At 67.3% G+C, this 12,992-nt stretch carries 10 protein-coding genes and 1 tRNA gene; 2 read left to right on the forward strand and 9 right to left on the reverse strand.

From position 1 onward, the window contains the following. Nucleotides 1-15 precede the first annotated feature (15 nt). The 3 genes from J2T21_RS16010 to J2T21_RS16020 all read right to left on the reverse strand — a co-directional run bounded on the left by J2T21_RS16010 (nt 16) and on the right by J2T21_RS16020 (nt 6,187). Nucleotides 16-1,431 (reverse strand): mycothione reductase, encoded by a 1,416-nt coding sequence (locus J2T21_RS16010; RefSeq protein ID WP_307582650.1) that lies wholly within the window; start codon nt 1,429-1,431, stop codon nt 16-18. Then, on the reverse strand, nt 1,380-2,531 hold the full coding sequence (locus tag J2T21_RS16015) for a hypothetical protein (RefSeq protein WP_307582651.1): 1,152 nt from the start codon (nt 2,529-2,531) through the stop codon (nt 1,380-1,382). Before J2T21_RS16015 ends, J2T21_RS16010 begins: the two co-directional genes overlap by 52 nt. Before the next feature lie 206 nt (nt 2,532-2,737). Beyond that, nucleotides 2,738-6,187, reverse strand: coding sequence for a pyruvate carboxylase (locus tag J2T21_RS16020; protein WP_307582653.1), 3,450 nt, complete (start codon nt 6,185-6,187; stop codon nt 2,738-2,740). A 280-nt stretch (nt 6,188-6,467) separates the two neighbouring features. Here J2T21_RS16020 and J2T21_RS16025 point away from each other — a divergent pair, with 280 nt between their 5' ends. Continuing rightward, the gene (locus J2T21_RS16025; protein WP_113761216.1) at nt 6,468-7,286 is read left to right on the forward strand and encodes a ParA family protein; all 819 of its coding nucleotides are present in this window, start codon (nt 6,468-6,470) and stop codon (nt 7,284-7,286) included. A 216-nt stretch (nt 7,287-7,502) separates the two neighbouring features. Here the strand turns inward: J2T21_RS16025 and J2T21_RS16030 are convergent, their stop codons facing one another. The 4 genes from J2T21_RS16030 to J2T21_RS16045 all read right to left on the reverse strand — a co-directional run bounded on the left by J2T21_RS16030 (nt 7,503) and on the right by J2T21_RS16045 (nt 10,033). Then, on the reverse strand, nt 7,503-8,075 hold the full coding sequence (locus J2T21_RS16030; RefSeq protein WP_307582721.1) for a MerR family transcriptional regulator: 573 nt from the start codon (nt 8,073-8,075) through the stop codon (nt 7,503-7,505). A 198-nt stretch (nt 8,076-8,273) separates the two neighbouring features. After that, nucleotides 8,274-8,756: a bifunctional nuclease family protein gene (locus tag J2T21_RS16035; RefSeq protein ID WP_307582655.1), complete on the reverse strand. Its 483-nt coding sequence runs from the start codon at nt 8,754-8,756 to the stop codon at nt 8,274-8,276. Between the two features lie 49 nt (nt 8,757-8,805). Beyond that, a complete protein-coding gene (gene ftsR / locus J2T21_RS16040; protein ID WP_307582657.1) occupies nt 8,806-9,555 on the reverse strand; it encodes a transcriptional regulator FtsR in 750 nt (249 codons plus the stop codon). A gap of 13 nt (nt 9,556-9,568) precedes the next feature. After that, on the reverse strand, nt 9,569-10,033 hold the full coding sequence (locus J2T21_RS16045) for an FHA domain-containing protein (protein WP_071213579.1): 465 nt from the start codon (nt 10,031-10,033) through the stop codon (nt 9,569-9,571). A 169-nt stretch (nt 10,034-10,202) separates the two neighbouring features. On the opposite strand from J2T21_RS16045, the gene J2T21_RS16050 reads away from it, so the two are divergent. Then, a complete protein-coding gene (locus J2T21_RS16050) occupies nt 10,203-10,901 on the forward strand; it encodes a hypothetical protein (RefSeq protein ID WP_307582660.1) in 699 nt (232 codons plus the stop codon). A gap of 390 nt (nt 10,902-11,291) precedes the next feature. On the opposite strand, the gene J2T21_RS16055 is transcribed toward J2T21_RS16050, so the two are convergent. Together J2T21_RS16055 and der are read right to left on the reverse strand one after the other, a co-directional pair. Next, nucleotides 11,292-11,365: transfer RNA gene (locus J2T21_RS16055), tRNA-Pro, on the reverse strand. An 84-nt stretch (nt 11,366-11,449) separates the two neighbouring features. Continuing rightward, entirely contained in the window at nt 11,450-12,985 is a 1,536-nt protein-coding gene (gene der / locus J2T21_RS16060; RefSeq protein ID WP_307582662.1) for a ribosome biogenesis GTPase Der, read from the reverse strand. Nucleotides 12,986-12,992: the final 7 nt, after the last annotated feature.

A 12,992-nucleotide genomic window follows, 5' to 3' on the forward strand; every position in this document is an offset into this window, starting at 1 on the left:
GCAGGGCCCCGCGTTCTAGAGCGGGTCCGATTCCTGCGCCGGAACGCCCAGGCCCAGCAGCGCGTTTTCCACGACCTCGCTCAGCGCCGGGTGGATCCAGAACTGCCCGCGGGCCATGGTCGCCACGTCCAGCCCGGTGGCCATGGCCTGGATCAGCGGCTGAATCAGCAACGAGGCCTCGTGCCCCATGATGTGGGCGCCAAGCAGCAACCCGGTGTCCCGGTGGGCCAGCAGCTTCACGATGCCCTCGGAATCCTCCATGGCCCAGCCGTAGGCTGTGGACCCGTAGGGCTGGATGACCGAGAGCACCGCATCGGCACCGTGTTCCGCCCGCGCCTGGGCCTCGGTCGCGCCGACGTAGGCGATCTGCGGGTTGCTGAACACCGCGGCAGGCACGGCGCGCCGGTCCATGGGCCGCATCGCGCCGGGGTTCTCCAGGTTGTGGATCACCACGCGCGCCTCGCGGTTGGCCACGTGCTTGAGCTGCTCGGTGTTGGCCGCGTCGCCGAGGCCGAAGATGCCCTCCACGGGAAGGCCGTCGGCCACCAGGCGCTGGTACTCGTCCACCACCAGCGAGCCGTCTTCGCGCATCTCGAACCCGAGTTCCGCGACCCCGAGGGCATCGGTGTTGGGCGTGCGCCCGGTGGCCACCAGCACCACGTCGGCCTCGAGGTCCAGGGGCTGCCCGTCGCGCCGCAGGCGGACGACCAGCGAATCGCCGCGCTGCTCGATGCCCTGCAGCCCAGCGTTGAGCTCGACGCCCCAGCGCGCGGAGGCTGCCTGCGTGAAGGCCGCAGAGATGTCGGCATCCTGCCGGCGCATCAACGTGCCGGAGCGGTTGACCTGGGTGACCTCGCTGCCCAGCGCGGAGAAGACGGCCGCGAATTCGCTGGCGATGTAGCCGCCGCCGAGGATCACCAGGCGCTGGGGCAGCGCGTCGAGGCGCATGATGGTGTCCGAGGTGTGCACCCCGGGCAGGTCGATCCCCTCGACCTGCGGCAGCACCGGGCGCGAGCCGGTGGCGATCACGAAGTTGTCGGCGGTGATGCTCTGGCCGCTGGCGGTGTTCAGCTCATTGCGCGAGACGAACCGGACATGCTCGGTGTAGAGCGTGACGTTTTCCAGTTCGTGGGCGCGGTAGTTCTTGCCGGCCTCGGAGATGGCGTCGATGCGCCCGAAGATCCGATCCCGCATCGCCGCCCAGTCGGCCCCGTCGAAGCTCATCGACACGCCCAGGGCCTTGGCCTCGGCCACGGATGCGGCCAGCTGCGCCGGGTAGACGAACATCTTGGTGGGGATGCAGCCGACATTCAGGCAGGTGCCGCCGAAGGTGCCGGCATCGATGATCGCCACCTTCCGCCCGTCCCAGTGCTCGGTGATCAGCGAGTTTCCGGATCCCGATCCGATGATGGCGAGGTCGTAGTGTGCCATGTGGTGTTTGGTGCCCCTTCAAGGATGGTGGTCAGTTCGTCGACAAGTTGGCCCAGGGCCCGCCGCGTCGCCCGCCTGGGGGCGGGTCTTCCGGTGGCGGACAGGCCCAGCGCCGCGTCGAAGGGCAGCAGGATCACCGGCCGGTCGAGGTCCGCCGGGAGCACCAGCTCCCCGCCGTCCCCGGCCCCGAGATTAACAACCACGAGTGTGCGTGCGGGTATTCCCGGCCTGCCGTTGGCCTCCAGCCAGGCCAGCTTCTCGCCCAGCGTGGCGCTGAGGGCCGGGTCCCCCGGGGAAACGAGCACCAGCGCGTCGGTGTCATCCAGCATTCCGGCGAACGCTGCCCGGAGCAGGCCCGGTCCGCCCGTCCGGATCCGCCAATCGTTTCCCTCGGTCCGGCGCGCCAATGCGGCCGCCAGTGTCCTGGCACCGGCGTGCTCCCCCAGGGAGAGGAGCGTAATGACCCGGTGGTCCCGGGCGGGCACTGCTGCATCCGGCAGGGGCGCGGGAACCGGGTCCAGGGGCCGGCCGGGATCCGGCGTGCCGCCGTGGCCCGGGCCGCCGTCGTCCTCCGGCAGTTCCCCGGTTTCCACCTCGGCTTCGGACTCCGGTGCGTCCGTGGCCGCGGCCCCGGCAGCGGGAGCCCCGGCGTCCTTCCGGTCGCCGGGATCGGCGGGTGCCCGGTACCCCTCGTCCAGGGGCCCGTCGCCGGTTGGCCCGTCGGGGAACGAAGCGGCGGGGATCCGTTGCCCGGGCGTTGGCGCCGCGGTCGACGCCGCATCCTCGGTTGGCGCCGCGGTCGACGCCGCCTCCTCGGTTGCCGCCCGTGCGGCGGCCTCCTGCTCCGGTGCCGGCGGCAAGGGGTCGGTGGCTCCGCCGGAGGTTGACGCGGCGGGCCCGGACGTCCTGTCGCCGGCGGTGCCCGCGGATTCGGCCGTGTCGGCAGGTGGCGGCGTCGCGGGGCGCGTGTCCGCGCCGGCAGCGGCATCGCGCTCCGGCGCGTTCCCGGCGGAGGCCGGGACGGCTCCCGTTTCCGGGGCAACCCGCCCTGCCCGCCGCGCGAGCCATCGTGCAATGGGGCCTGTCCGCTTGCTGGCCATGGGGCCCACTCCTTACCAGCGGCTCCCCTGGCTCGGTTTGCCGCCACATGTTTCCTGCCCCTGGCGCATCCACTGGCAGTTCGCACCATAACACGCGAACGGGGATGGCCCGTGCCGCGCCCCCGGTGTCGGGGTGCGGCGGGTCCATCCCCGTGCGCATCAGGCGCCCTGGTGCCGGCCCGCCGTTGCGGGCCGGCAAGCGGCAGCTAGGCCGTCTCGATGACCAGCAGCAGATCCCCGCCCTGGACCTGGGAGGTGCCGGAGATCGCCAGGCGGGCCACGGTGCCGGCCACCGTGGAGGTGATTCCGGCTTCCATCTTCATGGCCTCGATGGTGGCGACCGTGCCGCCGACCTCGATCCGGTCGCCCACCGCAACCTGCGGGGTCACCGCACCGGCAAACGGCGCGGCAACGTGGTTCGGGTTCCCCGCGTCGGCCTTCTCGGCGACGACCACGGTGGACTCCACCGAGTTGTCGCGCACCAAAAGCTGGCGCGACTGGCCGTTGAGCAGCACCGTGACGGTGCGCATGCCCTTCTCGTCGGACTCGGAGATCGACTGCAGGATCACCAGCAGGCGCACGCCCTTGCCCAGCGAGACCACGTGTTCGCGGCCCTTGACCAACCCGTAGAGGTAGTCGCGGGTGTGCAGCGTGGAGACGTCGCCGTAGTTTTCGACGGTCGCCTCGTAGTCACGGGTCGGGCCGGCGAAGAGCAGGCGGTTGAGCGTGGCGCGGCGGGTGTCCGAATCCTTGGTCAGCGCGGCGGAGTCCTCGGCCGAAAGCTCCTCGACGTGCGGGCGCACGACGCGGCCCTCGAGGGCCTTGGAACGGAACGGCTCGGGCCAGCCGCCCGGGGGGTTGCCGAGCTCGCCGGAGAGGAACTGGATCACGGAGTCCGGAATGTCGAAGGACTTCGGGTCGCGCGCGAACTCGTCCGGGTCCACGCCCATGCCCACCAGTTGCAGGGCGAGGTCGCCGACCACCTTGGAGGACGGGGTGACCTTCACCAGGCGGCCCAGGATGTGGTTCGCCGCGGTGTACATGTCCTCGATGGCCTCGAAGCGCTCCCCCAGGCCCAGCGCGATGGCCTGCTGGCGCAGGTTCGACAGCTGGCCGCCGGGGATCTCGTGGCGGTAGACCCGTCCGGTCGGCGCGGCAAGCCCGGACTCGAACGGTGCATACATGGTGCGCACCGATTCCCAGTACGGCTCCAGGGAGGCCGCGGCCTCCAGGGAGATGCCGGTGTCGCGCTCGGTGTTCTCCAGTGCGGCCACCAGTGCCGAGGCGGATGGCTGGGAGGTGGTCCCGGCCATGGATGCGGCGGCAACGTCCACCGCATCGACACCCGCATTGATGGCAGCCATGAGCGTGGCCATCTGGCCGCCGGCGGTGTCGTGGGTGTGCAGGTGCACCGGCAGGTCGAAGCGTTCGCGCAGCGCGGTGACCAGCTTGGCGGCCGCGGCAGGGCGCAGCAGCCCGGCCATGTCCTTGATGGCCAGGATGTGTGCGCCGGCGTCGACGATTTCCTGGGCCAGGTTCAGGTAGTACTCGAGGGTGTACAGGTCCTCGTTGGGGTCCAGCAGGTTGCCGGTGTAGCACAGGGCCACTTCGGCCACCGCGGTGCCGGTCGCGCGGACCGCCTTGATGGCCGGTGCCATCTGCGAGACGTCGTTCAGCGCATCGAAGATGCGGAAGATGTCGATGCCGGTGGCGGCGGCTTCCTTCACGAACGCGTCGGTGACCTCGGTCGGGTACGGGGTGTAGCCCACGGTGTTGCGTCCGCGCAGCAGCATCTGCAGCGGGATGTTCGGCAGCTCGGCACGCAGCAGCGCCAGGCGCTTCCACGGGTCCTCGCCCAGGAAGCGCAGCGACACGTCGTACGTCGCCCCGCCCCAGACCTCCATGGAGAACAGCTGCGGCAGCACGTGTGCGTAGGCCGGGGCCGCGGCGAGCAGGTCGCGGGTGCGCACGCGGGTGGCCAGCAGCGACTGGTGGGCGTCGCGGAAGGTGGTGTCGGTGACGGCCACGGCGGTCTCCGCACGCAGGGCCTTGGCGAAGCCCTCCGGGCCGAGTTCCAGCAGGCGCTGGCGCCAGCCGTCGGCCGGGGCCTGGTCCGAGGGGCCGTCGAACGGGCTGCGCTCCGGCTCGGAGGCCTTGTCCCCCGGGAAGGCGGGAAGCTTCTTGCGCGGGTCGATGCCTTCCACGCGTTCCCCGTTGGGCTGGTTGACGGTGACCTCGGCCAGGAAGGACAGGGCCTTGGTGCCGCGGTCCTGGGACTTGCGTCCGGCCAGCAGCTCGGGGTGCTTGTCGATGAAGTCGGTAGCGACCTCCCCGGCCAGGAATGCCGGGTCGTCAAGTACGTTCTGCAGGAACGGGATGTTGGTGGTGACCCCGCGGACCCGGAATTCGGCCAGCGCACGCCGCAGCCGGGCAGCGGCCGTGGCGAAGTCGCGGCCGCGGCAGGTGAGCTTGACCAGCATCGAGTCGAAGTGCGGGGAGACCTCGGCACCGGTGTAGATGGTGCCGCCGTCCAGGCGCACCCCGGAGCCGCCTGCGGAGCGGTACACCGTGATGGTGCCGACGTCCGGGCGGAACCCGTTGGCCGGGTCCTCGGTGGTGATGCGCGACTGCATGGCGACGCCGCGGATCTGCAGCTCGTCCTGGCGGATGCCCAGGTCCTCGAGCGTGGCGCCGGCGGCAATGCGCATCTGCGCCTGCACCAGGTCGACGTCGGTGATTTCCTCGGTGACGGTGTGCTCGACCTGGATGCGCGGGTTCATCTCGATGAACACGTGCTGTCCGGCGCGCTCGCCCTCGGTGTCCACGAGGAACTCCACGGTGCCGGCGTTCTGGTAGTTCAGTGCCTTGGCGAACTTGACCGCGTCCTTGTAGAGCGCCTGGCGGATGGACTCGTCCAGGTTCGGCGCCGGGGCGATCTCGATGACCTTCTGGTGGCGGCGCTGCAGCGAGCAGTCCCGTTCAAAGAGGTGCACGACGTTGCCGTGCTCATCGGCAAGGAGCTGGACCTCGATGTGGCGCGGACGCAGCACGGCCTGCTCGACGAACATCGTGTCATCGCCAAAGGCGCTTGCGGCTTCGCGCATCGCTGCGGAGAGCGATTCGGCAAGCTGGTCGCGGGTGTCCACGCGGCGCATGCCACGCCCGCCTCCGCCGGCCACTGCCTTGACGAAGACCGGGAAACCGATCTTGTCCGCCTCCGCCGTGAGGTACTCGACATCGGAGCTGGGTTCCGAGGACTGCAGCACCGGGATGCCCGCCGCACGGGCGGCACGCAGGGCCTCCACCTTGTTTCCGGCCAATTCAAGGATCTCGGCCGCCGGGCCGATGAACTTGATGCCCGCTTCCGCTGCTGCGCGCGAGAGGTCGGGGTTTTCGGCCAGGAATCCGTAGCCCGGGTAAATGGCATCCGCGCCGGCTTCCTTGGCGACACGGATGACTTCTGCAACGTCCAGGTACGCACGGACCGGATGGCCCTCCTGGCCGATCTGGTATGCCTCATCTGACTTCTGGCGATGGATCGAATTGCGATCCTCGTACGGGTAAACGGCGACGGTCTTCGCGCCCAGCTCATAGCCGGCGCGGAAGGCGCGAATTGCGATCTCGCCGCGGTTGGCTACCAAGATCTTCTTAAACATGGCGCTCCTGCGAAATGATAATCGGGGGTGAAAACGCACGCGATTCTGGGTCTGAACCGGTGCCTCGTGGCGGGTGTCGGCCTAAGTGCGGCGTCCCAAAATCACACCCTACCGTGATCGGCCACACGTCCGGCAAAAGATTGCGCCGGGCACGAAACAGTGGTGTCAATCGGTCATTATTCCCCGTGGCGGCAAAGGAAGCAGAACCCGATTATGATGTTATGGGAACCAGTCGTTACATCGCGAGCAACTAACAGTAGAAAAGGGCGTGGTCCGTTCCGTGCAGGTAGTGAGCATTAGCAGCCTTAAAGGTGGCGTAGGGAAGACCTCCGTTACATTGGGGCTCGCTTCGGCCGCCCTTGCAGCTGGTATCCCCACACTCGTCATCGATCTGGATCCCCATGCCGATGCCAGCACAGGTCTGGGCGTGCGTGCCGACGGGAAGATGACCATCGGGCGGATGCTGAAGGCCTCCCGGAAGGCAAGCTTGTCCGACAACATCGTTTCCAGCTCGTGGCAGGCCAAGGCCGTTTCCAAGCGGTCGCTGACTCGGGTCCCGGTGCTCGATGTGGCCGTGGGCGATGCCTACACCGGCATCTACGACCGTCCCGACCTGCGCGCCCGCGACCTGCGCCGACTGACGCAACTGCTGGGCAAGACCTCCGGCTACTCCCTGGTCCTCATCGATTGCCCGCCCTCGCTGAACGGCTTGACCCGCATGGCGTGGAGCGCGAGCGACCGCATCCTGCTCGTTGCGGAGCCTTCGCTGTTCTCGGTAGCGGGAACCGAACGCACGCAGCGTGCCCTGGAGATGTTCCGCAAGGAGTACGCCCCGGACCTCGGGCGCATCGACGTGGTGGCCAACCGCGTGCGCAAGGATTCGGACGAGCACCGCTTCCGGTTGACCGAGATGCGCTCCATGTTTGGCGCCTCCGTGTTGAGCCCCGAGCTTCCGGAGTTCGCGGACTGGCAGCAGATCCAGGGAGCTGCGTACTCCGTGCACCAGTGGCCGGGCCAGCCGGCCCAGAGGACCGCAGGGCTCTTCGACGAATTGCTCCGCAACATCACCGACACGGCAGCAAAGCCCGGTCGCGCATAGCCTGGTCGGGTTTCCGCCTCCGAAACACGAAAACCGCTCCGTGGCCCACCGGCATTGCCGGTCGGACCTGGGGCGGTTTCTTGTTGGCGGGCCATCTTTTGTGCCGGCACGGCCGTCCTGAGCGTCAACAGGACGCAGGCCGGATGCCCCCGGTTGGCACCCTAGGGCGCTCCGGTGGCCTCCGGCCTGCATTCGTGGATTCTTGGGAGCCCGGGCTCAGCTGGCCGAACGCTTGGCGGCCCGACGCTGGGCCAGTTCGTCTTCCGGGAAGTCCGAGGCGCGCTCGCTGGGCAGCTGCGACAGAGATCCCTCAACCTCACGCCACACGCGCCCCACGGCGATCCCGAACACTCCCTGGCCTCCCTGCACCAAATCAATGACTTCATCTGCCGAGGTGCACTCGTACACGGAGGCGCCGTCGCTCATCAAGGTGATCTGGGCCAGGTCCTCGACACCGTGCTCGCGCAGGTGCCCGACAGCGGTCCGGATCTGCTGCAGCGAGACACCGGTGTCCAGGAGGCGCTTGACGACCTTGAGGACCAGGATGTCACGGAAGCCGTAGAGACGCTGGGTGCCCGAACCGCTGGCTCCGCGCACTGCCGGTTCCACCAGTCCGGTGCGTGCCCAGTAGTCGAGCTGGCGGTAGGTGATGCCTGCGGCCTTGCAGACGATGGGGCCCCGGTACCCGGCGTCCTCGTCAAGGACCGGCAGGTCCTCGGTGAACAGGAGCCCCTGGGTATTGTGATGAGACGCGGCATGCCGCAGGGGCTTCGCGTTTTGGTCGTCCATGGGATTCATTGGAATCTCCTTGCTCAAGCATCCCCGTGAGGGAAGGAGGGATGCCGGGGCGTCGAGCGACTTCGTTGCGAGTGAAACCGAAAACCGACCGTGGCAAACCTTGGGAAACTTATGCTTCGACGGTACGACTACATTGGGGCTGCGTCAAAGACCTTCAAGCTTTACTTGAGGCGTGTCGCGGACGGTCGTCTATTTATCGAAATCTTCCGGCTCGACCTCGTTGAGGAATTCGCGGAATTCCCGCACCTGGTCTTCCTCGCCCTCGGCGACCTCGGAATCGTCGGAAACCATCACCGAGGCCTCGTCCAGGACACGCTCGTCGCACAGGATCGGGCACTGCGCGCGCAGCGCCAGCGCGATGGCGTCCGAGGACCGCGCATCGACACGGACGTCGTCGGCAAAGACCAGCTCGGCGGTGAACACCGCGTTGAGGACCGAGACGATTTCCACGCGCACCAGGGGCGCGTGCAGCGCCTGCAAGGTGGAAATCATCAGGTCATGGGTCAGCGGCCGCGGCGGTACGATTCCCTGCTGGAACATGGCAATGGCCGAGGCCTCCGGGGCACCGATCCAGATCGGCAGGTGGCGTTGGGTGTTGGCTTCCTTGAGCAGGACAAGCGGTTGGTTGGAGGGAAGTTCAATGCGAACTCCCACAACTTCAAGTTCGTGCATGGTTCGCTCCTTACTCGGGCGGCTGCAAGCTGCAGCTGCCGTGGCCGACCTAATGATCCAGTTTGGCAATCGCCCCGTTGACGAGCGCACCGTGCAATGCCATGCAGGCATCGCTGATTTCCCGGGCGGTCTCGGCGGCACGCGCACGCGATGCCACGTCGCCCCGGCTCATGTGCGGGGCCACGACCCGTTCGACCAAGCCGACTTCACGGTCCGCGGCCGCTCGGAAGGCGCGCAGGTGGCGTGGTTCGATGCCGTGCGCCGCCAGTGCCGCGGAGGCCGCGGCGATCTTTTGTGCGTGCTCATCGAAGCGGTCGTTCTCCGGCACGATCATGCCAAAGGCCAACAAGTCATCGACCAATTCGGAGCTGGCACCGCACAGGCCCTGCAACTCGGCCTTGGTCACCGGACGGGTCCGGGCAACCAGGTCCTGGGTCATCTGTTCGCTGATGCTGCGCGGAGCCAGCGTGTGGCCGCCGGGCAGTTGGTCGGGGCGTTCACCCCGGTCAACGGCGTCCAGGTAGTCCTTGATGACCTTCAGTGGCAGGTACTGGTCCCGTTGAAGGCCCAGGATGAAACGCAGTCGACCCACGTCGTCGGGCAGGTACTTGCGGTACCCCGCGGACGTGCGTTGCGGGGTCAGCAGGCCCTTTTCCTCGAGGAAGCGGATTTTCGACGCAGTCACCTGCGGGAATTCATCATGAAGCTCCGACAGCACCTCACCGATATTGAGCGCGACGGCGCGTTGGCCGTCGCCGGCCACTACTGCCAGTCGCGGGTTTCGGGCTGCCTGATTCACTAAGTTGTCCTGCTTAGTCGCGGGTGTTGGCCGGGTTGTTGGGCAGCGAGTTGTAGAAGGTCAGACGGAACTTGCCGATCTGCACTTCCGAGCCGTTGGCCAAACGCACCGAGTCGACCCGGTCGTTGTTGACGTAGGTCCCGTTCAGCGAACCGCTGTCCACGACGCTGAATCCGTTGGCGTCGCGAATGAACTTGGCATGCTTGCGCGAGACCGTGACGTCGTCGAGGAACACTGCGGCGTCCGGGTGGCGTCCAGCCTGGGTCACGTCCTGGTCCAGGAGGAAACGTGCGCCCTGGTTCGGTCCGGAGTGTGCGATCAGCAACGCGGAACCGTGCGGCAGTGCGGAAACGGCTGCGCGCTCTTCGGGGCTCAGGCCATAGAAAACTACAGGTTCCCGCGTTACCGGTGGCAAGGCAATTCCCGTAGTTTCGGTTGACGTCTCTTGCTGCTGGTTAGGCACCTGAGCTTCAGCCATTTCCGGTCCTCCCAAAATTCTTTCTCGTAATTCCCTTTGGACGCTGCCCCACCCCAAATTGGGGCAATCGTCCCATCACCAGATTAGCCTACTAGCCGCCAACGGGTTTTCGGGAATAACGTCGCAGTAAATCTCTGCAGTTGCGTGTTCGGCATGGGAGGATGCATTTATGGCTGATTCCGAGAACCAAGCTCCGTCCACGACGAGGGCCTCGCGCAAATCCGACCCGAAGCCCCGGTGGGGCCTCCGCCTTGGACTCGGTGCCGCAGCACTGGTGTTGCTGGCAATTGTCTACTTTGTTGTACGCCTATTCCTGCCCGTTTGGTGGGCCACCCGAATTGGAAATCAAACGCAGGGCTCGATCACCAGCGGGATCCTCCTTGGCCTCATCTACGGCTTTGTATTCACCTTTGTTCCGTTGCTCATTGCATGGCAGGCCCGGTACAAGAAAGTCTCATGGCCGTGGAAGTCCGTGATCGTGCTGGTGGCCGTCTTGGTGGCGATACCGAACCTGCTTACCCTGAGCATCTACGCAAACTCCTCCAGCTCTGCCACCAAGGCCAGGACCATGATCGACACCAGCGCCACGTGGTTCCCGTCGTGGAGCATCGGCGGTGCAGTCGCCGGTTTGGTGCTGTTCGTGGGCATTGCCGCGTTCTGGCACCTGTGGCACTCGCGCGGCAAGAAGATCAAGGCCATGAAATCCGACATCAAGGCGCGGAGCACCGCTCAGGCGACATCCCCGAACCCCGAGTTGCCGAACACGCCGGGTCGCCCGGCTCCGGCCTCCGAGGCCGGCCAGGGTGAGGGGCAGCTTCCCACCTTGTCGCCGGACGAGCGCGCCGGCGACTCCAAGCCGTCCAGCTAACCGCCACGGCCCCCAGCCACACCCAAGGCGCCCCACCCGGCCTCTCCCCGTTGACGACGGTGAGTCGCAGGCGGTGGGGCGCCCTGCTGTTGCCCCTGCGGCGAGACTGCCACCACCCGCCGGCGTTCGCGTCGGCTCCCGGGCATCTGGAGGGAACCCTCCGGCCCTCGAGCCAAGACACCGGGGGAAACGGCCCGCACCCCAGCCAAACGCCAACAATCCAGCCGCGGGGCCCAAGGCAGGCGCCTCCGGGGCGTTGCGTGGGTGCTGGCAGTCCAAGCAGCGAATCGGAAACCCACAGAAGTGCCCGGAGGCGGCAAAACGTCCCCGGACATGGAAAAACCCCGGCAGTTCAACGCTACTTCGTTGATCTGCCGGGGTTGTAACCGGTCGGGCTAGCGGGATTCGAACCCACGGCCTCCTGACCCCCAGTCAGGCGCGCTACCAAGCTGCGCCATAGCCCGGTTGCTTTCGCAGCCGTTCTCCCTCACTTTCGTGAAGGTGCCGTCTGCGAAAAGCTCCGTGATTACCCTACCCTATTTTTTCGACTACTTCGAACGCTGGCGCTTTTCGCGCACCCGCATCGCCACTTCAATGGGCGTGCCTTCGAAGCCGAAGGTCTCACGAAGCCTGCGGGTAATGAACCTGCGGTACCCGGGATCCAGGAAACCTGTGGTGAACAGCACAAAACGGGGTGGTCGCGAGGACACCTGGGTGCCGAAGAGAATACGTGGCTGCTTGCCTCCGCGCAGGGGGTGCGGGTGCGCCGCCACAAGCTCGCCCAGGAAGGTGTTGAGCTTGCCGGTGGAGATGCGCTTGTCCCAGGACTCCAGGGCCGTGTGCAGGGCGGGAACGAGCTTGTCCTTGTGCCATCCGGTCTTCGCCGAGATGTTCACCCGGGGTGCCCACTCCACGTGCGCCAGGTCGGTCTCGATCTCGCGCTCCAGGTAACGGCGGCGGTCGTCGTCCATCAGGTCCCACTTGTTGAAAGCGAGCACCAGGGCACGGCCCGAATCGATGGTCATCTGCAGGATGCGCACATCCTGCTCGGAGAGGACCTCGTCCACCGCAACGAGCACGACGGCGACCTCGGCCTTTTCCAGGGCGGCCTGGGTACGCAGCGAGGCGTAGTAGTCCGAGCCCTGCGCCATGTGCTGGCGGCGGCGGATGCCGGCGGTGTCCACGAAGCGGAAGATCTCGCCGCCGAGTTCGACGAGCTCGTCGACCGGGTCGCGGGTGGTGCCGGCGAGGGTGTCAACGACCACGCGCTCGGAACCGGCCATCTTGTTCAGCAGCGAGGACTTGCCCACGTTCGGGCGGCCGATCAGCGCGATGCGGCGTGGGCCGCCGCGCGGGATGATGCCGCCGAAGGCGGAGAACTCGGGAAGCTTGGCCACCACGGCGTCCAGCAGGTCGGCCGCGCCGCGGCCGTGCAGGGCCGAGACCGGCCAGGGCTGGCCGAAGCCCAGGCCCCAGAGGAATGCGGCCTCGGATTCCTGGTTGAAGTCGTCGACCTTGTTGGCCACCAGCAGCACCGGCTTCTTTTTCCGGCGCAGCATCTTCACGACCGCCTCGTCGGTGGCGGTGGCGCCGACGCGGGAGTCCACGACGAAGAGGATGACGTCGGCCAGGTCGGCTGCGACCTCGGCTTGCTCGGCGACGCGGGCGTGGATGCCCTTGGCATCGTGTTCCCAGCCGCCGGTGTCAACGATGGTGAACTTCTTGCCCAGCCACTCGGCCTGGTAGGACACGCGGTCGCGGGTCACGCCCGGGACGTCCTCCACGACGGCCTCGCGGCGGCCCAGGATGCGGTTGACCAGCGTGGACTTGCCCACGTTGGGGCGCCCGATGATGGCCACGACCGGGGGGATGACCTCGTCGGAGTCGTCGTCGAAGTCGTCGCCCAGGTGCGCCAGCAGTTCGGCGTCCTCCGGGTCCAGTTCGTAGTCGTCGAGGCCGGCCAGCAGCGCGGTGGCGCGTGCCTCGGCGTCCTCGTCGCTGATCTCGGCCAGGCGGTCGGCGATGTGGTCCTCGTTGAACGGGACGTATTCGGCGCCCTCGTCCGGAAGCAGGCTCTCACTCATGGTGTGG

The sequence above is a fragment of the Paeniglutamicibacter psychrophenolicus genome, assembly GCF_030812255.1.
GTDB classification, from domain to species: domain Bacteria; phylum Actinomycetota; class Actinomycetes; order Actinomycetales; family Micrococcaceae; genus Paeniglutamicibacter; species Paeniglutamicibacter psychrophenolicus_A.